Origin of the sequence: Prauserella flavalba (genome assembly GCF_003202235.1) — a bacterium.
In the GTDB taxonomy this organism is placed as follows: domain Bacteria; phylum Actinomycetota; class Actinomycetes; order Mycobacteriales; family Pseudonocardiaceae; genus Prauserella_A; species Prauserella_A flavalba.
Window position 1 is genome coordinate 21,584 of the sequence record NZ_MASU01000014.1, and the last position, 21,881, is coordinate 43,464.

21 protein-coding genes are annotated in these 21,881 nt (G+C 71.0%); 4 read left to right on the top strand and 17 right to left on the bottom strand.

All coding sequences use genetic code 11. The features are described from left to right. Positions 1-56: 56 nt before the first annotated feature. The 16 genes from BA062_RS31040 to BA062_RS31115 form a co-directional block, all read right to left on the bottom strand. Entirely contained in the window at positions 57-782 is a 726-nt protein-coding gene (locus tag BA062_RS31040; protein ID WP_110342685.1) for a TIGR03943 family putative permease subunit, read from the bottom strand. Next, positions 779-1,786 carry a permease gene (locus BA062_RS31045; RefSeq protein ID WP_110342686.1) on the bottom strand — a complete coding sequence of 336 codons (1,008 nt, stop codon included), beginning with the start codon at positions 1,784-1,786 and terminating at the stop codon, positions 779-781. The genes BA062_RS31040 and BA062_RS31045 overlap by 4 nt, the downstream gene beginning before the upstream one ends. Next, on the bottom strand, positions 1,787-2,203 hold the full coding sequence (locus BA062_RS31050; protein ID WP_110342687.1) for a hypothetical protein: 417 nt from the start codon (positions 2,201-2,203) through the stop codon (positions 1,787-1,789). Next, positions 2,200-3,036, bottom strand: coding sequence for an isoprenyl transferase (locus tag BA062_RS31055; protein WP_110342688.1), 837 nt, complete (start codon positions 3,034-3,036; stop codon positions 2,200-2,202). Before BA062_RS31055 ends, BA062_RS31050 begins: the two co-directional genes overlap by 4 nt. Next, complete coding sequence (gene recO / locus BA062_RS31060; RefSeq protein WP_110342689.1) at positions 2,969-3,832, bottom strand: DNA repair protein RecO; 864 nt, start codon at positions 3,830-3,832, stop codon at positions 2,969-2,971. The genes BA062_RS31055 and recO overlap by 68 nt, the downstream gene beginning before the upstream one ends. A 97-nt stretch (positions 3,833-3,929) precedes the next feature. Continuing rightward, a complete protein-coding gene (gene era, locus BA062_RS31065; protein ID WP_110342690.1) occupies positions 3,930-4,829 on the bottom strand; it encodes a GTPase Era in 900 nt (299 codons plus the stop codon). Then, positions 4,826-5,161, bottom strand: coding sequence for a cytidine deaminase (locus BA062_RS31070; RefSeq protein ID WP_110342691.1), 336 nt, complete (start codon positions 5,159-5,161; stop codon positions 4,826-4,828). The genes era and BA062_RS31070 overlap by 4 nt, the downstream gene beginning before the upstream one ends. Further along, positions 5,154-6,482, bottom strand: coding sequence for a hemolysin family protein (locus BA062_RS31075; protein ID WP_110342692.1), 1,329 nt, complete (start codon positions 6,480-6,482; stop codon positions 5,154-5,156). Before BA062_RS31075 ends, BA062_RS31070 begins: the two co-directional genes overlap by 8 nt. Then, positions 6,479-7,030 (bottom strand): rRNA maturation RNase YbeY, encoded by a 552-nt coding sequence (gene ybeY, locus BA062_RS31080; RefSeq protein WP_110342693.1) that lies wholly within the window; start codon positions 7,028-7,030, stop codon positions 6,479-6,481. Before ybeY ends, BA062_RS31075 begins: the two co-directional genes overlap by 4 nt. Positions 7,031-7,127: 97 nt before the next feature. Further along, positions 7,128-8,174 carry a PhoH family protein gene (locus BA062_RS31085; protein WP_110342694.1) on the bottom strand — a complete coding sequence of 349 codons (1,047 nt, stop codon included), beginning with the start codon at positions 8,172-8,174 and terminating at the stop codon, positions 7,128-7,130. A gap of 95 nt (positions 8,175-8,269) precedes the next feature. Beyond that, complete coding sequence (locus BA062_RS31090) at positions 8,270-8,638, bottom strand: histidine triad nucleotide-binding protein (protein WP_110342695.1); 369 nt, start codon at positions 8,636-8,638, stop codon at positions 8,270-8,272. Between the two features lie 381 nt (positions 8,639-9,019). Next, entirely contained in the window at positions 9,020-9,772 is a 753-nt protein-coding gene (locus tag BA062_RS31095; RefSeq protein ID WP_110342696.1) for a 16S rRNA (uracil(1498)-N(3))-methyltransferase, read from the bottom strand. Beyond that, positions 9,769-10,929 (bottom strand): molecular chaperone DnaJ, encoded by a 1,161-nt coding sequence (dnaJ, locus tag BA062_RS31100; RefSeq protein ID WP_110342697.1) that lies wholly within the window; start codon positions 10,927-10,929, stop codon positions 9,769-9,771. Before dnaJ ends, BA062_RS31095 begins: the two co-directional genes overlap by 4 nt. A 40-nt stretch (positions 10,930-10,969) precedes the next feature. After that, positions 10,970-11,995, bottom strand: a complete 1,026-nt coding sequence (gene hrcA / locus BA062_RS31105; RefSeq protein ID WP_110342698.1) for a heat-inducible transcriptional repressor HrcA — start codon at positions 11,993-11,995, stop codon at positions 10,970-10,972. 58 nt (positions 11,996-12,053) lie between these two features. After that, positions 12,054-13,550 carry a CoA-acylating methylmalonate-semialdehyde dehydrogenase gene (locus tag BA062_RS31110; RefSeq protein WP_110342699.1) on the bottom strand — a complete coding sequence of 499 codons (1,497 nt, stop codon included), beginning with the start codon at positions 13,548-13,550 and terminating at the stop codon, positions 12,054-12,056. A gap of 17 nt (positions 13,551-13,567) precedes the next feature. Beyond that, positions 13,568-14,863: an aspartate aminotransferase family protein gene (locus BA062_RS31115; RefSeq protein ID WP_110342700.1), complete on the bottom strand. Its 1,296-nt coding sequence runs from the start codon at positions 14,861-14,863 to the stop codon at positions 13,568-13,570. 114 nt (positions 14,864-14,977) lie between these two features. Between BA062_RS31115 and BA062_RS31120 the strand changes: the two genes are divergently transcribed. After that, positions 14,978-16,624 carry a PucR family transcriptional regulator gene (locus BA062_RS31120; protein ID WP_110342701.1) on the top strand — a complete coding sequence of 549 codons (1,647 nt, stop codon included), beginning with the start codon at positions 14,978-14,980 and terminating at the stop codon, positions 16,622-16,624. A gap of 35 nt (positions 16,625-16,659) precedes the next feature. Continuing rightward, the gene (locus tag BA062_RS31125; RefSeq protein ID WP_110342702.1) at positions 16,660-17,037 is read left to right on the top strand and encodes an SSI family serine proteinase inhibitor; all 378 of its coding nucleotides are present in this window, start codon (positions 16,660-16,662) and stop codon (positions 17,035-17,037) included. Positions 17,038-17,099: 62 nt separating this feature from the next. On the opposite strand, the gene BA062_RS31130 is transcribed toward BA062_RS31125, so the two are convergent. Continuing rightward, positions 17,100-19,346 carry a tetratricopeptide repeat protein gene (locus BA062_RS31130; protein WP_110342703.1) on the bottom strand — a complete coding sequence of 749 codons (2,247 nt, stop codon included), beginning with the start codon at positions 19,344-19,346 and terminating at the stop codon, positions 17,100-17,102. 148 nt (positions 19,347-19,494) lie between these two features. Here BA062_RS31130 and BA062_RS31135 point away from each other — a divergent pair, with 148 nt between their 5' ends. Together BA062_RS31135 and BA062_RS31140 are read left to right on the top strand one after the other, a co-directional pair. Then, positions 19,495-21,081 (top strand): NCS1 family nucleobase:cation symporter-1, encoded by a 1,587-nt coding sequence (locus tag BA062_RS31135; RefSeq protein ID WP_110342704.1) that lies wholly within the window; start codon positions 19,495-19,497, stop codon positions 21,079-21,081. Next, on the top strand, positions 21,032-21,874 hold the full coding sequence (locus BA062_RS31140) for a nitrilase-related carbon-nitrogen hydrolase (protein ID WP_110342705.1): 843 nt from the start codon (positions 21,032-21,034) through the stop codon (positions 21,872-21,874). The genes BA062_RS31135 and BA062_RS31140 overlap by 50 nt, the downstream gene beginning before the upstream one ends. Positions 21,875-21,881: the final 7 nt, after the last annotated feature.

The window sequence follows — 21,881 nt, forward strand, 5'->3', positions numbered from 1 at the left end:
TGTTGCGTTGAACGCAACAAAGGTGGCCTTGGGGGCAGGTAGGCGGGCCCTCTGGATCAGTACTCGTACGGGTCCTTGGGGGCGGGGACCTCCTGGAGGGTTCCCACCGTCAGCGCCGGGACGTAGCCGCTGTCGGCCGTGTTCACCCCCGGCACCACCTTGCCCGTCACCCGTATCCACGTGTCGGTGGGCAGGGCGGCGGCGTTGCCGCCGTCGAGACGCACTCGCACCGGGTAGGCGTCCGCGGCGCAGCAGCCGATCACCAGCCGTGCCAGCAGCGTCTCGCCCTCGTCGTGCACCACGAAGCCCGTGAGCGACACCGTGCGCCCGTCCACCGACCGCGCCTCGTCCCAGCCCGCCCTGCTGACGAAGTCCGTGACGGTCATCGGCAGCGGGTCGCCCCGCGGCAGCGGCGGGAAACTCGCACCGGCCCCGGCGGGGGCGAAGCCCTCGGCCGTGCCGCCGCGGGTGCGCGTCACCGAGTCGGAGCCGAGCGCGGGCGGCGCCACCAGGAACACCGCGAGCACCGGCACCATCAGCAGCCACGCCGAGCGCGCCGGGTGGTGATGCTCGTGCCCCGGTTCCTCGACGGCCCGGCGGCGCGCCGCGAGCACGTCCCGCACGATCGCGACGGCTCCGAGCGCGACGGTCACCGCACCGGCGCCGAGCAGCCACGGCTGGTGCGCCGGCTTGACGTAGCGCAGGTAGTCGCCGGTGATGGCGATCTTCAGCAGCGCCCCGCCGAGCAACAGCAGCAGGATGTTCTGCGTCTCCCGCCTCATCGCACACCCCCGAGGAACAGCAGCCCCGCCCCGACCCCGCACAGGACCGCCACGACGAACGTCACCGGCGCGAACCGCAGCGCGAACGGCCTGCCGAACGTCCCGGCCTGCAAGGCGAACAGCTTCAGGTCGATCGCGGGCCCCACCACCAGGAACACGAGCCTCGGCAGCAGCGGCAGCGCCGAAAGCGACGCCGCGACGAACGCGTCCGCCTCGCTGCACAGCGACAGCACCACGGCCAGCACCGCCATCACCAGGATGCCCAGCACGATCTGGTCGCCGAGCGTCCCGAACCACTCCCCCGGCACCAGCACGCCGAGCGCGGCCGACACGAGCGCGCCGAGCACGAGGAACCCGCCCGCCTCCACCAGGTCGGCGCGCGACGTCTCGGCGAAGACCTTCCAGCGGTCCCTGCCCTCGACCTCGGGCAGCCTGCGCAGCGCCCGCTCGGCGATCCATTCGAGCTTGCCCCAGCGGATCCACAGCCAGCCCATGATCATCGCGGTGAAGAGCGAGCCGACGAACCGCGCGAGCACCATCCCCGGTTCGCCGGGGAACGCCACGGCCGTCGAGACGATCACCACCGGGTTCACGGCGGGCGCCGCCAGCAGGAACGTCAGCGCCGCGGCCGGGGCGACGCCCTGCCCGATGAGCCTGCGCGCCACCGGAACCGACGCGCACTCGCACCCGGCCAGCGCGACCCCGGAGAGTCCCGCCACGCCCACCGCCGCGCTCTCCCTGCGCGGCAGCACCCTGCGCAGCACGCGAGCCGGGACGAACGCCGCGATCGCACCGCTGATGAGCACGCCGAGCACCAGGAACGGCAGCGCCTGCACGCACACCGCAACGAACACCGTCGCGCCGGTACGCAGCGCGGGCACGTCGAGCACCGACCGCAGCCACGACTGGCCGAGGATCGCGACCACCAGCACCACGCAGAGCACCTCGACCGAGGTGATCCGCAGGCGCCCCGAGCCGGGCCGCGCCTGCGTGCTGCTACCCACTCACGCTCCCGCGCCGAGCAGCTCGGAACGCACCTGCGAGGCCGTGGACACCACGAGCATCAGCAGCGTCCCGAGCGGTGCGACGTCGAGGCCCTGCGCGGGGAAGGCGTAGCGCAGCGTGAGGTCCATGCCGCGTTCGGAGTGCACGAGCCCCAGTGTGCCGAAGAGCCCCTGGCCGGCGCGCTCGGCGACCGCGACGGCGAGGCCGGGGTCGTCGGGCAGGTCCCAACCGACCACACAGGTCATGCTGAGCACGGCGAGTCCGTCGGCCAGCCGCATCGCCTGCACGACGCACGGCACGTCGGAGTGCGAGAACGTGAGCGTGCCGTCGTCGTCGACCTTGACCTCCAGGTAGCGCTCCAGCGCCCGCTGGGCGGCGGTGAGCAGCTCTGCCGTGTCGGCTGCCTCGGATGTCATGAGCGGGCCTCCTTGGCCGCGGCGTCGACCGCTCCGCCGAAGCGCCGGTCCCGCTTGGCGTACTCGAGGCACGCCTCCCAGAGCTTGCGGCGGTCGAAGTCGGGAAACAGCGTGTCCTGGAAGACGAACTCGGCGTAGGCCGACTGCCACAGCATGAAGTTCGACGTCCGCAGCTCTCCCGAGGGCCGCAGGAACAGGTCCACGTCGGGCATCTCGGGCTGGTACAGGTACTTCGCGAGCGTGCGCTCGTCCACCTTGTCCGGGTTGATCTTGCCCTCGGCGGCGAGCTGGGCGATGCGCCGCGCGGCGTCGCCGATCTCGGCCCGGCCGCCGTAGTTCACGCACATGGTCATGTTGAGCAGCGTGTTGTGCCTGGTTTTCTCCTCGGCAGCCTGCAGCTCCTTGATCACGCTACGCCACAGTTTCGGCGTGCGGCCCGCCCAGCGGATCCGTACGCCGATCGAGCCGAGGTAGTCGACCTGGCGGCGGATCGTGTCGCGGTTGAAGCCCATGAGGAAGCGCACCTCGTCGGGGCTGCGCTTCCAGTTCTCGGTGGAGAAGGCGTACACCGAGAGCCATTTGACGCCGAGCTCGACGGCGCCGCTGGCCACGTCGATCATCACGGCCTCGCCGCGTTTGTGCCCCTCGATGCGGGGCAGCCCACGCTGGTTGGCCCACCGGCCGTTGCCGTCCATCACCAGCGCGACGTGGTTCGGCACCAGCTCGGCCGGGATCCGCGGCGGGCACTCGCCGGAAGGATGCGGGTCAGGCGCCCGCACCGCCCCCTGCGACGCCCTCAGTGACGTCGCCGCCTCGCGTCCCCTGCGCCGCACCTGTCACCTCCGTGTCGCCGGACATCGCGTCCGACCCTAACGCGCCGGTGATCGGGGCCTCGCGGGCACGGCGTTCGACGAACGGCAGGGAGCGCAGCTGCCGCTCCAGATGCCACTGCAGGTGCGCCGCGACCAGTCCGCTCGCGTCGCGGCGCACGCTGGAGGTGGTCTCCTCGGCCACGGGCCAGTCGCCGTGCAGCAGCGCCGCGAGCAGCACCAGCACCTCGGGCGCGGGGTGCACCGAGCCGGGCACGCGGCAGCGGCCGCACAGGGAGCCGCCTGCCTGGACGTTGAACGCGCGGTGCGGGCCGGGCTCGCCGCAGCGCGCGCACTCGGTGATGGCCGGCTCCCAGCCCGCGAACGCCATCGCGCGCAGGAAGAACGCGTCGAGCACCAGCGACGCGTCGCGCCGCCCTTCGGCCAGCGCCCGCAGCGCGCCCGTCACCAGCAGATACAGCTTCAGGGCGGGCTCGCCCTCCTCCGCGCTGAGCCGGTCGGCGGTCTCGGTGATGGCGACGGCCGCGGTGTAGCGCGGGTAGTCGCCGACGATCGGCAGCGCGAACGCGTCGACGGTCTCGACCTGCGTGATCACGTCGAGCGTGCGGCCCGTGTAGAACTGCGTGTCGACGTTGTTGAACGGCTCCAGCCGGGCACCGAAGCGCGACGTGATGCGCCGCACGCCCTTCGCCACGGCGCGGACCTTGCCGTGCCGCCGGGTGAGCATGGTGACGATGCGGTCGGCCTCGCCGAGCTTGTGCAACCGCAGCACCACGCCGGTGTCCCGATACAGACTCACGTTGTCATGGTCCCACGTCTGCAGTGAAGGCCACCTTCACTGCGTTGAACGCAGTGAAGGTGGCCTTCACTGCGGTTGGGTGCCGCGGGCCGCGGGCTCAGAAGCCGAGGCGGCCCAGCTGTTTCGGGTCCCGCTGCCAGTCCTTGGCCACCTTGACGTGCAGGTCGAGGTACACCTTCGTGCCGAGCAGCGCCTCGATGTGCTTGCGCGCGTCCGCGCCGACCTGCTTGAGCCTGCTGCCGCGGTGGCCCAGCACGATGCCCTTCTGGCTCGGCCGCTCCACGAACACGTGCGCGTAGACGTCGATGAGGTCGTCGCGGCCCTCGCGGGGCTGCATCTCCTCCACGACCACCGCGATCGAGTGCGGCAGCTCGTCGCGCACGCCCTCCAGCGCTGCCTCCCTGATCAGCTCGGCGACCAGGGTCTGCTCGGGCTCGTCGGTGAGGTCGCCGCCCGGGTAGAGCTGCGGCCCTTCCGGCAGCCGCCGCACGAGCACGTCGGCGAGCGTGCCGACCTGGTAACCGTCGACAGCGGACACGGGCACCAGGTCGGCGAACTCCATGACCTCCTGCAGCGCCACGAGCTGCTGCGCGACCTGGTCGGGCGTGGCGAGATCGGTCTTGGTGACGATGCCCACGACCGGGGTATGCCTGGCGATCTTGGCGAGCTCACTGGCGATGAACTTGTCGCCGGGGCCCACCTTCTCGTTGGCGGGCACGCAGAAGCCCACGACGTCCACTTCGGACCACGTCGAGCGCACGACGTCGTTGAGCCGCTGGCCGAGCAGCGTGCGCGGGCGGTGCAGGCCGGGGGTGTCGATGATGATCAGCTGCGCGTCGTCGCGGTGCACGATGCCGCGGATTGCGTGCCGCGTGGTCTGTGGCTTGCTCGACGTGATGGCGATCTTGGTGCCGACGAGGGCGTTGGTGAGCGTCGACTTCCCCGCGTTGGGGCGCCCGACGAAGCAGGCGAACCCGGACCGGTGCTCGTCGGTCACCGAAGGATCTCCTGTACGGCGCCGGACGGGTCGGCCCGCAGGATCGGCGCGCTCGGGGTGAGGTCGTGCACGGCCTGCACGGACGCGCCCTTGATCATGACCTCGCTCGTGACCACGGCGGCGGCCTCGAGTCCCTCGGCTCCGCTGGACACGGCGGCGGCGACGGCGGCCTGCAACGCGGTCAGCTTGAACGAGGGCAGGTCGACCGTGGCGGCGGCGTAGGTGCGCCCGTCGGTGTCGCGCACGGCGGCCCCTTCCTCCGCCTGGATACGGGCTCGGGTGGAGCGCGCGAGGATGATGATCTTCTCGTCCTCCGGGTCAAGGTCAGGCATGTTCGACGCTCCTATCGCGCTCGTCCGTTCCGTTCTGCCGGGGCGGCGCCCACTCCTCGTCGGTGGGGCGTACCACCACCGTCGTGATGCGCATCCTGCCGCGCCGGTCCTTGCCGCCCTCGGCCCGCAGCCGCAGGCCCTCGATCTCGGCCTCCGCGCCGGGCAGCGGGACGCGGCCGAGCCGCTGCGCGAGCAGCCCGCCGACGGTCTCCACGTCGTGGCCGGAGAGGTCGACGTGGAACAGCTCGCCGAGGTCGTCGATGCCGAGACGCGCCGACACGCGCACCACGCGCTCGCCGAGGTGCTCGACGGGCGGGCGCTCGCCGGTGTCGGACTCGTCGGTGATCTCGCCGACGATCTCCTCCAGGATGTCCTCGATGGTGAGCAGGCCCGCCGTGCCGCCGTACTCGTCGACGGCGATCGCCATGTGGTGGCGCGACACCTGCATCTCCTTGAGCAGGCTGTCGAGCCGCTTGGAGTCGGGCACGAAGCTGGCAGGGTTCATCAGCTCGCCCACCTGACGCGCGCTGCCGCCGTCCGCCATCGACGCCCGCACCAGGTCCTTGAGGTTCACCACGCCCACGATGTCGTCAACGGACTCGCCGATCACCGGCAGCCGCGTGAACCCGGTGCGCATCGACAGGGCGAGCGCCTGGCGCAAGGTCTTGCCCTGCTCGATCCAGACGATCTCCGTGCGCGGCACCATCACCTCGCGCGCGACGGTGTCCCCCAGTTCGAACACCGAGTGGATCATTTCGCGCTCGTCGGTGCCCACGACGCCGCGCTCGCCCGCGAGGTCGACCAGCTCGCGCAGCTCGGTCTCGGTGGTGAACGGGCCCTCGCGGAACCCCTTTCCTGGCGTGATCGCGTTGCCGAGCACGATGAGGAGCTTGCTGAGCGGGCCGAGGATGGTGCCGAGTACGCGCACGGGTCCGGCGACGAGCGTGCCGACGCGGTAGGGGTGCTGCCTGCCGATGGTGCGCGGGCCGACGCCGACGAGGACGTAGCTGACGAGCACCATGATCAGCCCGGCGGCGAGCACGGCGAGCGGGACCGGCTGGAACCACCGCACGCTGACGATGGTGACGAGCACGGTCGCGGTCAGCTCGCAGCCCATGCGCAGCAGCAACAGGAGGTTGATGTGCCTGCTGCGCTCGCCGATCACGGCGAGCAGCTGGCGGGCGCCGACGCGGCCGAGCCGGACGAGCCCCTCGACGCGGGCCTGCGAAACGGTGCTCACGGCGGCGTCGGCGGCGGCGAACACACCGCCGAGCAGCACCAGCAGCGTGGCGATGACCAGCAGTACGGCGGAGCTGGTCACGGTGCCTCCGGGTCGTTCCCCCCGTCGAGCCCGGCCGCCCCGAGCAGACGGTCGTCGTTGCTGCGCTGGACGTCCTGCCGCTGCGCGGCGAGTGCCGCGGCGCGGAAGTCGGCCAGGATCCGCCGCTGCAGCGCGAACATCTCGCGCTCCTCGGCGGGCTCGGCGTGGTCGTAGCCGAGCAGGTGGAGCACGCCGTGGACGGTCAGCAGGTGCAGCTCCTCGATGAGCGAGTGCCCGGCCGTGCGCGCCTGGTCCCTGGCGAACGCGGGGCACAGCACGATGTCACCCAGCAGCGCGGGTGAGGCCTCGGGCGCGTCCGGCCGCCGGGTGGACTCCAGCTCGTCCATGGGGAACGCCATGACGTCGGTGGGGCCCGGCAGGTCCATCCAGCGCTCGTGGAGGTCCTCCATCACGTCGAGGGTCACCAGCAGCACGGACAGCTCCGCGAGCGGGCTGACCTCCATGCGGTCCAGCGCGAACCGGGCGGCCGAGACGATCGACGCCTCGTCGACCCCGACACCGGACTCGTTGGCGATTTCGATGCTCACGGGTGTTTTCGCCTCCTTCGTCCCTCATCCGGCGAGAACGCCCGCGAGGCACGAACGCATTGTGTCCAATAGAGCGATTCCTCGCGCTCGTGATCGCTCATCGACCGCTGACGGCCCTTCCGTTGCCCGCGGTGGCGTCCTGGGTGGCCTGCCACTTCTCGTACGCGTCGACGATGTCGCCGACCAGCTTGTGCCGCACCACGTCCTGGCTGTTCAGCGTGGCGAAGTGCAGGTCTTCGACGCCCTCGAGGATGTCGCGCACGATCCGCAGTCCGCTGCGCTGCCCGCTCGGCAGGTCGACCTGGGTGACGTCACCCGTGACCACGACCTTCGAGCCGAAGCCGAGGCGGGTCAGGAACATCTTCATCTGCTCGGGCGTGGTGTTCTGCGCCTCGTCGAGGATGATGAACGCGTCGTTGAGCGTGCGGCCGCGCATGTAGGCCAGCGGCGCGATCTCGATCGTGCCCGCCTGCATCAGGCGCGGGATCGAGTCGGGGTCGACCATGTCGTGCAGGGCGTCGTACAGCGGCCGCAGGTAGGGGTCGATCTTCTCGTAGAGCGTGCCGGGCAGGAAGCCGAGCCGCTCCCCGGCCTCGACGGCGGGCCTGGTGAGGATGATGCGGTTGACCTGCTTGGCCTGCAGTGCCTGCACCGCCTTCGCCATCGCGAGGTACGTCTTGCCGGTACCGGCGGGGCCGATGCCGAACACGATCGTGTGCTTGTCGATGGCGTCGACGTAGCGCTTCTGGTTCAGCGTCTTGGGCCGGATCGTCCGTCCCCTGCGGGACAGGATGTCCATGCTCAGCACGTCGGCCGGCGACTCCGAGGTGCCCGTGGAGAGCATCGTGACGGTGCGCCGCACGGTGTCGGGCCCGACCTGCTGGCCCCGGGTGGCGAGGGTGACGAGCTCGGCGAAGACGCGCTCGGCGAAGGCGACGTCGGACGGCGCACCGGTGAGGGTGACCTCGTTGCCCCTGACGTGCACGTCGGCGTCCAGGAGGTCTTCCGCGGCGCGGAGGTTCTCGTCACGAGAGCCGAGCAGAACGAGCGCGGCGGCGTCGGGGATCGGGAACTTCGACTGTGCCGACTGACCCGCTGGTTGCGAGACGGCGTCTGCTGGTTGCTGCGGAACGGTTCCGGCCACGTGGCCTCTGGCCTGCTTTCTGCACGTACGTGCCACTCGTCATTGCTGCTTGCCCTGTCGATGTTAACGGCATCGACGCGTCCGGGGCGGCTAGATTACCCGGCCTCACCCGAGTAACGCCCGAAGTGGCCGAGCTGTTCCCCTCCGAGCACGTGCGCGTGCACGTGGAACACCGTCTGACCTGCGTGGGCGTCGGTGTTGAAGACCACCCGGTAGCCGTTTTCGGTGAGCCCTTCCAGTTCGGCGACCTTGGCGGCGGTGCCGATGACGTCGGCGAGCAGCTGCGGGTCGGCGGCGGCGAGCTCGGCGACGTTGCGATACCGCTTCTTGGGCACCACGAGCACGTGCGTGGTGGCCTGCGGCTGGATGTCGCGGAAGGCCAGCGTCGTCTCGGTCTCGTGCACGATGTCGGCGGGAATCTCCCGGGCGATGATCCGCTCGAACAAGGTATCGGCATCACTCATGGCCAAACCCTAACGGCAACGGCAACCAACAAGGGCAGACGCCAGAAACGGCAACCCCACAACCACATGCCGCGAGGCGGTTCGGGGGGCGTGGGGGGTGTCCCCCCAGAGAACACAGCGAAACCGCCGACAGGGAGCGGAGGGCCGAAGGCCCGGAGCGACTAAGAAGCCGCGGGGCGGTGAAGCCTGGGGGTCGCTCCACTCGCCACCGCGGCGCCGCCGGACCGAGGGGGGAGGTGTCCGGCGGGGTCGTCAGCACACGGCCATGCGTGTGTGTCCGATCGTTAACAACAGTAACGGTTGGTTGCCGAGGTACGCCAGGAAACGCCGGGAAAAGCGGCCGAATAGTCGTGTGGGCAGTACTGCCCGCGTCCGTTCGGGCTACCGCCACCGCGCAGTCAGGGCACCGAGTGCACCGAGCGCGACCGCGCCTGCCGTGGAGGTGCGCAGCACGGTGGATCCGAGCCGTACTTCGACGGCACCGGCGGCGCGGAACGCCGCGAGCTCGTCGGCGGTGATGCCGCCCTCGGGTCCGACGACGAGGTACAGCTTTCCTTGCTGCGGAAGGGGTACCTCGGTGAGCGGGTGCTCTGCGCCGGATTCCAGCACGAGTGCACCGTCGGCGTCGGCGAGCAGCGCCGCGAGCTGCCGGGTGCTCACCGGCTCGCCGACGTCGGGCACCCGGCCCCTGCGGGCCTGCTTGGCGGCCGCGCGGGCCGTGCCGCGCCAGCGGGCGAGCGCCTTGGCGCCGCGGGGACCGTCGTCCCAGCGCGCGATGCTGCGTGCCGCGCGCCAGGGCAGCACGGCGTCTGCCCCGGCCTCGGTGGCCAGCTCGACGGCCAGCTCGCCGCGGTCGCCCTTGGCCAGTGCCTGCACGATCGTGACGTGCAGTGCGGGCTCGGGCTCGTCGCGCCTCGCCTCCACGGTGAGCTCCAGCCGGGCGTCCCTGCCCGGGTGCACGGCGTCCACCACGCAGTCGGCGACGCCGCCGTTGCCGTCGGACAGGGTCAGCCGCTCGCCGACGCGTGTGCGGCGGACGGTGACGGCGTGGCGGCCCTCCTCGCCGTCGAGGACGACGTGCCCGCCCGCCGGCAGCGTCTCGACCAGGAAGACCGGTGGGGTGGTCTCGGTCACCGGCTCTTGGCGCGCAGCTTCGAGAACAGGCCGCCGTGCTTGGTGCCGTTGCCCGCGAGCATCGGCGCCTCCTCGCCCCGCAGCTGGGCCAGCTCACGCAGCAGGCCGGACTGCTCGTCGTCGAGCTTGGTCGGCACGACCACCTCAACGTGAACGTGCAGGTCACCCCTGCCGTCGACGCGGCCGGACGAACGCAGCCTCGGCATGCCCTTGCCGGTGAGCACGAGTTCGGTGTTCGGCTGTGTGCCCGGCTCGATGTCGATCTCCTGCTCGCCGTCGATCAGCGTCTCCAGCGGCACGACGGCGCCGAGCGCGGCGCTCGTCATCGGGATGCGCAGGTGGCAGTGCAGGTCGTTGCCCTGCCGGACGAACACGTCGTGCGGTTCCTCGTCGATCTCCACGTAGAGGTCGCCCGCCGGGCCGCCGCCCGCGCCGACCTCGCCCTGACCGGAGAGCCGGATGCGCATGCCGTCGCCGACGCCCGGCGGGATCTTGGCGGTGACGTTGCGGCGCGCGCGCACGCGGCCGTCGCCGCCGCACTGCTGGCAGGGGTCGGTGATGACCTCGCCGAAGCCGCGGCACACCGGGCAGGGGCGCGCGGTGACCACCTGGCCGAGGAACGAGCGCTGCACGGACTGGATCTCGCCCTGGCCGTTGCAGGTGTCACACGTGGTGACGGAGCCGCCCTCCGCGGTTCCGGCGCCGCGGCAGCGGTCGCACAGGATCGCGGTGTCGACGGCGATCTCCTTGTCGACGCCGGTGGCGCACTCCTCGAGCGACAGGCTCAGCCGGATCAGCGCGTCGGAGCCGGGCTGTACGCGGCTGCGCGGCCCACGGCCCCTGCCGCCGCCCGCGGCGGCGCCGAAGAAGGCGTCCATGATGTCGCCGAGCCCGCCAAAACCGGCGAACGGGTCAGCGCCACCGCCGCGGCCTGCCCCGTTGTCCATCGGGTCCCCGCCGAGGTCGACGATCTTGCGCTTCTGCGGGTCGGAGAGGACCTCGTACGCGGTGGTGACCTCGCTGAACTTGTGCTGCGCGTCCTCGGACGGGTTGACGTCGGGGTGCAGCTCGCGGGCGAGTTTGCGGTACGCGCGCTTGATCTCCTGGTCGCTCGCGTTCTTCGGCACGCCCAGAATGCCGTAGTAGTCCCTCGCCACCGTCTTGACGTCCTCCTAGTAACGAACCACAACGGTCCGGCTACTTGCCGGACAGGATCTGGCCCACGTAGTTGGCCACCGCGCGTACCGCGGCGATCGTGCCCGGGTAGTCCATCCTGGTCGGACCGACCACACCCATGCCCCCCAGCAGCAGCTGGTCGGAGCCGTACCCGATCGACACGATCGAGGTGCTCCGCATCTGCTCGTCCTCATTCTCCTCACCGATACTCACGGTGATGGCACCGGGGTTGCGGGCGGCGGCGAGCAGTTTGAGCACCACCACCTGTTCCTCCAGCGCCTCCAGTACCTGCCGCAGTGAGCCGGGGAAGTCGGCGACGTTGCGCGTGAGGTTGGCCGTGCCGCCGAGGACCAGCCGTTCCTCGGGATGCTCGACCAGTGACTCGACCAGCACCGTGCACACCCGCGTCATCACGTCCCGCAGCTCGCTCGGGCTCGATTCGGGCAGTTCGGAGACCTTCGCGGCGGCCTCGGCGAGCCTGTGCCCCGCGAGCGTGCCGTTGAGGACGTCACGTAGCCGCGCCACGGCGTCGTCGGTGACGACGTCGCCGAGGTCGACGGTGCGCTGGTCGACCCGGCCCGTGTCGGTGATCAGCACGAGCATGAGGCGGGCGGGCGTCAGCGGGACGACCTCGACGTGGCGCACCGTCGAGTTGGTCAGCGTCGGGTACTGGATGACGGCGACCTGGCGAGTGAGCTGCGCGAGCAGCCGTACCGAGCGGCGCAGGACGTCGTCGAGGTCGATCGCGCCCTCCAGGAACTGCCTGATCGCCCTTCGTTCGGCTGGCGACAGCGGCTTGATCTCGGAGAGGCGGTCGACGAACAGCCGGTAGCCCTTGTCCGTGGGGATACGGCCGGCGCTGGTGTGGGGCTGCGTGATGTAGCCGTCCTCCTCCAGCGCAGCCATGTCGTTGCGGACAGTGGCGCTCGACACACCGAGGTTGTGGCGATCGACCAGTGCCTTGGAGCCGACGGGCTCCTGGTTCGACACGTAGTCGGCCACGATGGCGCGCAGGACCTCGAAACGCCGCTCGTCAGCGCTGGCCACGGCACCTCCTCTCGTCGCCTGTTGACAACGAGTTTACGGTGCCCGAACGCCTCCTCGCCTAGACGTTGCGCGGGAAGCCCAGGTTGACGCCGCCGTGGGACGGGTCGAGCCAGCGCGAGGTGACGACCTTGGTGCGGGTGAAGAAGTGGAAACCCTCCGGCCCGTATGCGTGGCTGTCGCCGAACAGGGAGTTCTTCCAGCCGCCGAACGAGTAGTAGGCCACGGGCACCGGGATCGGCACGTTCACGCCGACCATGCCCACCTCGACCTCGTTCTGGTACCGCCGCGACGCGCCGCCGTCGTTGGTGAAGATCGCGGTGCCGTTGCCGTAGGGGTTGGCGTTGACCAGCTCCAGCGCGGCGTCGTAGCTGTGGGCGCGGGCGACGCACAGCACGGGCCCGAAGATCTCGTCGGTGTAGATGGACATGCCGGGCTCGACGTGGTCGAACAGCGTGGGGCCGAGCCAAAAGCCGCCCTCGCCGCCGTCGACGCCGGTGTCCCTGCCGTCCACCACGAGCCGCGCCCCGGCCTCGACACCCGCGTCGAGATAGGACGCCACGCGCTCGCGGTGGGCCGCCGTCACCAGCGGTCCCATCTCGGAGTCGGGATCGCGGCCGTCGCCGACCCGCAGCTTGGCCATGCGCTCGGTGATCTTGCTCACCAGCTCGTCGCCGACGGGGTCCACGGCCACGATGACCGACACGGCCATGCACCGCTCCCCCGCCGAGCCGAACCCGGCCGACACCGCGGCGTCGGCGGCGAGGTCGAGGTCGGCGTCGGGCAGCACGACCATGTGGTTCTTCGCGCCGCCGAGCGCCTGCACGCGCTTGCCGGCCGCGGTCCCGGTCTCGTAGACGTAGCGCGCGATCGGCGTGGAGCCGACGAACGAGATCGCCTTCACCACCGGATGCGTCAGCAGCCCGTCGACGGCCACCTTGTCGCCGTGCAGCACGTTCAGCACGCCGCTGGGCAGCCCGGCCTCGGCGAACAGCTCCGCGATGAAGTTGGCGGCCGAAGGGTCCTTCTCGCTCGGCTTGAGCACCACGGTGTTGCCGCATGCGATGGCGTTCGGCACGAACCACAGCGGCACCATCGCCGGGAAGTTGAACGGCGAGATCACGCCGACGACACCGAGCGGCTGGGCCAGCGAGTACACGTCGACCCCGCGCGACGCGTTCTCGCTGTACCCGCCCTTGAGCAGCTGCGGCGCGCCGCACGCGTACTCGACGTTCTCGATCGCCCGCTGCACCTCGCCCGCGGCGTCGGAGAGCACCTTGCCGTGCTCGCTCGTCACGATCGCGGCGAGCTCGTCCTTGCGCGCGACGAGCAGCTCGCGGAACGTGAACATGATCTTCGTGCGCGCGGCGAGCGAGGTGTCGCGCCAGCCGGGGAACGCCGCGGCCGCGGCGTCCACCGCCTCGGCGATCTGCCCGTCACCGGCGAAGTCCACCAGTGCGCGGACTTCGCCGGTGGCGGGATCGAACACCTCCCCGGTCCGTTCGGCGACCCCAGCCCAGTTCTTGCCGTCGATCCAGTGACTGATCCGGTTCGTCACGCGAGCGTTCTCCTTCGTCAGCGGTGGTCAGCGGCGGTGATGGCCTCGCCGAGGATGTCCAGTGCCTGTTCCGCCTCGTCGTCGGTGAGGGTCATCGGCGGGGCGAGGCGGATGACGTTGTTGTACAGGCCGCCCTTGCCGACGAGCAGCCCCCGGCTCCGGGTCTCCTCCAGCACCTCCGTCGCGGCGGGCGGGTTCGGCTCGGTGCCGCCGGGGCGCACGAGCTCGATGCCGATCATCAGGCCCTTGCCCCTGACGTCGCCGACGATGTCGTGCCGGGCACCGATCTCGTGCAGCCCGGACAGCAGCCGGTCGCCGAGCTTCGCGGCGTTGCCCTGGAGGTCGTGCTCCAGCAGATAGTCCACAGTGGCCTTGGCTCCCGCGGTGGCGACCGGGTTGCCGCCGAAGGTCGAGATCGAGTTCGCCTGGAGACAGTCCATGATCTCGCCGCGGGCGATCACGCCGCCGATGGCGAGGCCGTTGCCGACGCCCTTGGCGAACGTCATGATGTCGGGTTTCACGCCGTGTGCGTCCATGCCCCAGAAGTGCTCGCCCGTGCGGCCCCAGCCGGTCTGCACCTCGTCGGAGATCAGCAGGATGCCGTGTTCGTCGAGAATTTCCTTGAACGAGGCGAAAAGCCCGTCCGGCGGCGTGGAGAACCCGCCGACGCCCTGGATCGGCTCGGCGATGAGCGCGGCGACGTCGCCGGACGTGGTGGTCTGGAGTACGTCACGCAGGTCGTCGGCGCACGCGGCGATGTAGCCGTCGTCGGACAGGTGCGCGAAGGGGCCCCGGTAGCGGTATCCGCCGTGCACGTAGCTGACCTTCACCGGTGAGAGCGAGCTGGCCGACCAGCCGCGGTTGCCGGTGATTCCGACAGTGCCGAAGGCCCTGCCGTGGTAGGAGTTGCGCATCGCCAGGATCTGGTTGCTGCGGCGGTATTGCGTGGCCAGCAGCAGCGCGGTCTCGTTGGCCTCGGTGCCGGAGTTGGTGAAGAACACCTTCGCGTCGGCGATTCCGGACAGCTCCGCGATCTGCTCGGCCAGCTCCACCTGTTTGCGGATGAGGTACAGGGTGGACGTGTGCAGCACGCCGGTGTCGAGCTGGCGGCGGATCGCGTCGGAGATCTCCGCGACGTCGTAGCCGATCGCGTTGGTGAGAATGCCCGCGAAGAAGTCGAGATAGGTGCGTCCCTGCGAGTCGGTGACGTGCCTGCCTCGGGCGCTGACGATCTCGATGGGGTCCGAGTAGTACAGCGCGAGCCAGTTCGGCAGCACGGCCCGGTGGCGGCGGAGGAGGTCCGATTCCGTCATGCGTCCGAGTCTCACGGGGGGCTCGGGCGGAACGCCACCGACAATATGTACCGAGTACCGCTCATCGCCGTACAGTCTGCTTTCGGCCCGTGTGTTCCGGAGGACAGGAGCGGGATGTACCCGACCGTCGCGGAGGTGCTAGCACTGCCCGTGGTGCGCCACGGCGGTCCGCGCGTCGTCGCGGGTGCCGCCGGGCTCGACGGGCGGGTGCGCTGGGTGCACGTCGCCGAGGTCGCCGACATCGCCCACCTGCTCAAGGGCGGCGAGCTGGTGCTCACCACGGGCATCGCGTTACCCGACGACGACACCGCGCTCGCCCGCTACGTCGGCGAGCTCGCGGAGGTGGGCGTGACCGGGCTCGTCGTCGAGCTGGTGCGGCACTGGAACGACCGGCTGCCCGCCGCGCTCGTCGAGGCCGCCGACAAGCACGGCCTGCCGCTGGTGACGCTCTCCCGCGAGACCCGCTACGTCACGATCACCGAGGCCGTCAACGGGCTGATCGTCGACGCGCAGGTCGCCGAGCTGAAGGCCGCCGAGCAGGTGCACGAGACGTTCACCGAGCTCACCGTGTCCGGCGCCGAGCCGCACGTCGTGCTGCGCGAGGTGGCGAGGCTGACCGGGCAGCCGGTGGTGCTGGAGACGTTGTCGCACGAGGTACTCGCCTACGACGCGACCGGAGCCGACGCGACCGAGCTGCTGGCGGACTGGCAGCCGCGCTCGCGCGCGGTGCGGCTCGGCGAGCGCACCGGGTACGACGCGAAGGCGGGCTGGCTGGTGACGATCGTGGGCGCGCGCGGCCACGACTGGGGACGCCTGGTGGTGGCGTGCGCGGAGCCGCCGCCGCACCGGTACGTGGTGGTGGCCGAGCGGGCGGCGTCGGCACTCGCCGTGCACCACCTGCTCGCGCGCGAGGGCGACACGCTCGAACGGCAGGCCCACCGCGGCGTGCTCGCCGAGCTGCTCACCTCCCCCGCGACCCCGGCGGAGCTGGCCGCGCGCGCGTCGGCGCTGCGGGTGCCGCTCACTGGCCGCAGGCTCGTCGGCGCCGCGATCAGGCCCCGGCTCACCGGCACCACGGGCCCGCCGTCGTCGGCGTCGTCCCAGCCGCTGCTGCGGGAGCTCGCCGAGGCGACCGCGCTGGCCACCCGCCGAGCTCGGGTGTCGGCGCTGGTGGGCAGCGTCGACGACACGAGCGTGCGCGCGCTGCTGTCGCTGTCGCCGCAGGCCAACACCGGTGCGGTGCTGCAGCGCCTGGCACGGGAGATCCAGCAGGCCAGACCGACGGTGCCGGTGGTGATCGCGGTCGGCACCGCGGTCGACTCGGCCGCCGACGCGGGTCGCAGCCTCACCGAGGCCGCCCACGTCGCGGCCGCGGCACTCCAGCGCGACGACGAGCCGCGGTGCGGCTACCACCGGCTGGAGGACGTGCGCCTGCGCGGGCTGCTGCACCTGCTCGGCGACGACGACCGGCTGGCGGCGTTCGCCGCACGCGAACTGGGCCCGCTGCTGGCGCGCGACGCGGCGTCGGGCAGCAGGCTCGTGCAGGCGTTGCGGCACTTCTGCGAGCACGGCGGCAACAAGTCGGCGGCGGCCGCGGCGGCGCACACCTCGCGCACGGCCTACTACCAGCAGCTGGCCCGCGTCGAGCAGGTGCTCGGCGTCCAGCTGGAGGACCCGGAGTCGATGTTGTCGCTCCACATGGCACTGCTGGTACACGACGTACTCGCCCGATCGAGCGACCCCGACCACCCGGCCGAGTAACACATGTCGCGAGCGGCCCTGCCGATATCCGAAGCATGCCCATGTTCGCCGCCGGATCGCTCGCCGCCTGCACGCTCACGATGCTGTGCGCCGGAGGGCCCGCACCGGTCACCCCCGAATCGTCACTGACGCTCACGCTCCTGACCTCCGACGGCGCCGCGCGTGCCGTGCAGCTGGTGTGCGACCCCGACGCGGGCACGCACCCGAAGGCCCGCGACGCGTGCGAGGCGCTGGAGCGCGCGGACGGCGACTTCGGGCGCCTCGCCCCGAAGAACCAGCCGTGCCCGATGATCTACGCGCCGCTGGAGGCCCGCGCGCACGGCCACTGGCGCGGCGAGCCCGTCGACTTCCGCACCGAGTACTCCAACGACTGCGTCGCCGACGCCGAGTCGGCAGGCGTCTTCGCCTTCTGACCCTCCACCCCGGTCTGCAGTGAAGGCCACCTTCACTGCGTTCAACGCAGTGAAGGTGGCCTTCACTGCGGTTGGCCGCCGTTCAACCGCCGCAGGAGGTTCTCCTTCGCCTCGCGCGCGCCCTCGTCCTGTGGTTCCAGCCGCAGCGCCGTGTCGTAGCAGACGAGCGCGTCGCCCAGCCTGCCCAGCCGCGTCAGGGCCAGCCCCTTGTTGCGCCACACGAACGCCCGTCCCGGCTCGAGCTGGAGCGAGCGCGTGAAACACGCGAGGGCCTCGGCGAACCGGCCCAGCTCGCACAGCACGATGCCCCGGTCGTTCCAGTTCTCGCCCGTGGGCGCCAGCTCGAGCGCCCTGTCGTGACACGCGAGCGCCTCGGCCGGCCTGCCGATACCCGAGTACGTGAGCCCCTTGCCGTTCCACGCGGCGCCGGTCTCCTCGATCCGCAGCGACCGGTCGAAGCACGCCATCGCCTCGTCGTGGCGCCCCAGTTCACCCAGCGCCCGCGCCTTCGACACCAGCACCAGGTGCCGCAGCGGCTCGATCTCCAGCGCCCGGTCGTAGGCGGCCACGGCCTCCACCAGGTCGCCGAGCGTGAACAGGACGTCGCCCCGCAGCACCCAGGCCCCGCCGTGCCGAGGCGAGATCCGCAGCACCGCCCTCGCACCGTCGAGGGCCTCGCGGTGGGCGCCGAGCGCGTGCCACAGCACGGCCTGCTCGTACACCACCTCGGGGTCGGCGGGAAGCAGCCGGGCCGCGCGGCGCAGGGCCCGCTCCGCCTCGCCGTGCCTGCCGGACATCCGCAGCAGCCTGCCCCTGGCGAGCCACAGGTGACCGTCCTCCGGCGCGTGCGCGAGGCCGTTCTCGTAGCACCGCAACGCCTCCTCGGGCCACCCCGCGCGGTGCAGCGCCACTCCCCGCGACAGCCACAACCTCGGCTCCGCCGGGTTGAGCCGCAGCGCGCGGTCGAAGCTCACCATCGCGTCGGCGTGCGTGCCCTGGTCGGTCTGGGCGAGCCCGAGCACGTGCCACAGCTGCGACTCCACCTCCGGCCGGTCGCCGGGCACGGCCCGCAGGCCGCGGACCGCACACGTCACGGCGTCGTCGAACCGCCCCAGGTGCCGGAAGCCGAGGCTCTTGTCCACCCAGTCCTGCGGCACCGGGCCGCTCGCGCGGGCGGGCGACGGCGCGGGCGTGCCCACGACGGTGCGGTACACGTCCTGCAGCCGCGCCCGCACCTCGGCGAAACCGGCGGGCCGGTCGCCGGGGTCCGGCCGGACGCAGCGGGCGATCAGCCCGGCCAGCGGAGCAGGCAACGCGCCGGAACATTCCTCCACGTACTCCGCGGCCCTCTTCGGCGGTGGGGTCGTGGCGGTGAGCAGGCACAGCAGCAGCACGCCGAACGCGTAGACGTCGCTGCGCGTGTCGAGCACGGCGCCGGGCCGGAACTGCTCGGGCGCCATGTACGAGGGGGTTCCGACGATCGTGGTGTCGGCGCCCTCCCCGGTCGTGGGCACCGTGGGACCGTCGGCGCGGCCGAACGCGCGGGCCAGCCCGAAGTCGGTGATCATCAGCACGCCGTCGCGGGAGAGCAGGCAGTTGGCCGGCTTGATGTCGCGGTGCACCAGGCGGAGCTGGTCGTGGGCGTGCCGCATCCCGTCGCAGAACTGCAGGCCGAGCAGCATGGCCCGGTGCGGCTCCAGCGGCCCGCTCTCGAGGAGCGTGCCGAGGTCGCCGCCCTCAGCGAAGTCCATCACCAGGCACGGGAAACCCTCGACGTACTCGAGCCAGCGCGCGGTGACGATGTTGGGATGCGGGTCGAGCATGAGCCACGTGACGGCCTCGCGTTCGAACCGCCTGCGGTCCTCGTCGCTCCACAGCAACCGCGCGTCGAACGTTTTGAGAGCGCGCAGCTGCCCGGTGCCCTCCTCGGTGACGGCGTAGACGACGCCGAAGCCGCCCTGCTTCACGCCGTGCACGAGCCAGTGACCGTCGCGCCCTCCGCGCAGTCGCTGGCCGGCCCGGAAGTTGGCCCTTCCGGGCGGCTCCGGCGGCAGCGCCGCCAGCCCCGCGAGCGCCGTCGAGTTCACCCGATCGATCTCGAGCGCGCCGCGGTAGGCGAACCGCGCCGCCTCGAACCGGCCCCCGGCGTGGAAGGCGAGCCCGAGGTCGCAGTGGGCCTCGGGCCGCCACGGCGCCACCCGCGCGGCCTGGCCGAACGCCTCGACCGCGCGCTCGACGTCCCCCGCCGCGAGTGCCTCGTGCCCCGCGCGCCGCAGCCGGTCGTAGCGGGTGCCGCCAGTCGCCACCACTTCTTCATCTCATTGTTTCGCCGGTATTGCACGGGCACGACAACCACCGCGGCGACGGCGGCGCAATCGACAGAATGTCATTCGCCACCGGCAAGAGTGAACACTCTGCCAATGCCGGGCGCGTGCACGAGGCGAGCAGGATGCCGCAATGGAGCCGACCACCGCACAGCTTCGGCACCCGGACGGCCGGGTGGAACTACGCGATGTGTCGTCTCTCCACGGCAGCCGGTACTTCAACGCCGAACTCGCCCCGGTGCCCGTCGAGCGACGAACCTGGACCACCTACAACTATTTCGCACTGTGGATGGGAATGGCCCACAACATTCCCTCGTACCTGCTCGCCTCCGGCCTGATCGCCATCGGGATGAACTGGGTCCAGGCCTTTCTGACGATCACACTCGGCAACCTCATCGTGCTCATTCCCATGCTGCTCAACAGCCATGCGGGAACGAAGTACGGCATTCCCTTCCCCGTGTTCGCCCGCGCGTTCTACGGCGTGCGCGGCGCCAACCTCGCCGCGCTGCTGCGCGGTTTCGTCGCGTGCGGCTGGTTCGGCATCCAGACCTGGGTCGGCGGGCAGGCGATCTTCGTGATCCTCGGCGAACTGGTCGGCGACGGCTGGACCGGCGCGCCCGCGGTGCTGGGCCAGCCGTGGACCATGTGGCTCGGCTTCCTCGCGTTCTGGGCGTTCCAGATGCTCATCATCTGGCGCGGCATCGACGCGGTGCGTCGCTTCGAGAACTGGACGGCACCGCTGGTGACGGTCGGGTTCCTGATCCTGCTCGGCTGGGTTCTGGTGGAGGCGGGCGGCTTCGGGCCGATCTTCTCGCAGCCGAGCCAGCTGGGCTGGGGCGCCGGTTTCTGGTCGGTGTTCGCGCCCTCGCTGATGGGCATGATCGCGTTCTGGGCGACGCTGTCGCTGAACATGCCTGACTTCACGCGCTTCGGCATGAGCCAGCGCAAGCAGGCGTGGGGGCAGGTCCTGGGCCTGCCGACCACGATGTCGTTCATGGCGATCGTGTCGATCATGATCACCTCGGGTGGCATCGTGATCTACGGCGAGGCGATCTGGGACCCGGTGCTGCTCGCCGCGAGGTTCTCCTCGCCGGTCGTGGTCGTGATCGCGCTCATCGGACTGACACTGGCCACGGTGTCGGCCAACCTGGCCGCGAACGTCGTGAGCCCGTCCTACGACTTCTCCAACGCCTTCCCCAAGAAGATCAGCTTCCGGGTAGGCGGGCTGATCACCGGGGTCATCGGCATCGCGATCCAGCCGTGGAACCTGATCTCCGACCCCAACATCTACATCTTCGCGTGGCTGAACTTCTACGGCGGCATCCTGGCCGCGGTGGCGGGCGTCCTCGTCGCGGGCTACTGGGTGCAGACGCGGACCCGGCTCGCGCTGGCCGACCTCTTCGCCGACCGCGACGGCCGGTACTGGTTCAACGGCGGCTGGAACTGGCGCGCGCTGGTCGCCACCGCGGTGGGCGCGCTACTGGCCGTCGGCGGTGCCTACTCCGCGCCCGGCGCCGGCCCGTTCCCCGAGAACGGCCTGATCCCGGCGATCAAGGCGCTTTACGACTACAGCTGGGTCGTCGGCCTCGCCGGCGCGTTCGTGGTGTACCTGGCGCTGATGCTGCCGAACATGCGGCAGGCGCACGTTCCCATTCCGGAGGAGGAGACAAGTGAGCGAACTGGTGAGAGCCGGCTTGGTCCAGCAACGGTGGACGGGTGACAAGGACTCCATGATCGCCGGCGCGGTCGACGCGATCGCGAAGGCGGCGTCGCAGGGAGCGCAGGTGGTGTGCCTGCAGGAACTGTTCTACGGCCCCTACTTCTGCCAGGTGCAGGACACCGAGTACTACTCCTACACCGAGGGCATCCCCGACGGCCCGACGACCAGGCTCATGCAGGAGGTCGCCGAGCGGCACGGCGTGGTGCTCGTGGTACCGATGTACGAGCAGGAGCAACCCGGCGTCCTGTACAACACCGCCGCGGTGATCGACGCCGACGGCACGTACCTCGGCAAGTACCGCAAGAACCACATCCCGCAGGTGAAGGGGTTCTGGGAGAAATTCTACTTCCGGCCCGGCAACATGGGCTATCCGGTCTTCGACACGGCGGTCGGCCGGATCGGCGTCTACATCTGCTACGACCGGCACTTCCCCGAGGGCTGGCGGGCGTTCGGGCTGGCCGGGGCGAAGATCGTGTTCAACCCGTCGGCCACGAGCAGGGGCCTGTCGCAGTACCTGTGGCGGCTGGAGCAGCCCGCCGCGGCGGTCGCCAACGAGTACTACGTCGGCGCCATCAACCGCGTCGGTGTGGAACCGTTGGGCGACAACGACTTCTACGGCCAGACCTACTTCGTGGATCCACGGGGCGAACTCGTGGGCGACGCGGCGTCGGACACCGAGGACGAGGTCGTGGTGCGCGACCTTGACATGGACAAGCTCGCCGAGGTGCGGGAACTGTGGGCGTTCTACCGCGACCGCAGGCCCGACTCCTACACCACGCTCGTCAACCCGTGAGGCGGTG

Coding starts and splice junctions, on each gene's coding strand:
- BA062_RS31125 (WP_110342702.1), top strand. CDS start 16,660: ATGCCCATGTTCGCCGCCGGATCGCTCGCCGCCTGCACGCTCACGATG.
- BA062_RS31050 (WP_110342687.1), bottom strand. CDS start 2,203: ATGACATCCGAGGCAGCCGACACGGCAGAGCTGCTCACCGCCGCCCAG.
- BA062_RS31135 (WP_110342704.1), top strand. CDS start 19,495: ATGGAGCCGACCACCGCACAGCTTCGGCACCCGGACGGCCGGGTGGAA.
- BA062_RS31040 (WP_110342685.1), bottom strand. CDS start 782: ATGAGGCGGGAGACGCAGAACATCCTGCTGCTGTTGCTCGGCGGGGCG.
- BA062_RS31120 (WP_110342701.1), top strand. CDS start 14,978: ATGTACCCGACCGTCGCGGAGGTGCTAGCACTGCCCGTGGTGCGCCAC.
- BA062_RS31090 (WP_110342695.1), bottom strand. CDS start 8,638: ATGAGTGATGCCGATACCTTGTTCGAGCGGATCATCGCCCGGGAGATT.
- BA062_RS31115 (WP_110342700.1), bottom strand. CDS start 14,863: ATGACGGAATCGGACCTCCTCCGCCGCCACCGGGCCGTGCTGCCGAAC.
- BA062_RS31070 (WP_110342691.1), bottom strand. CDS start 5,161: ATGCCTGACCTTGACCCGGAGGACGAGAAGATCATCATCCTCGCGCGC.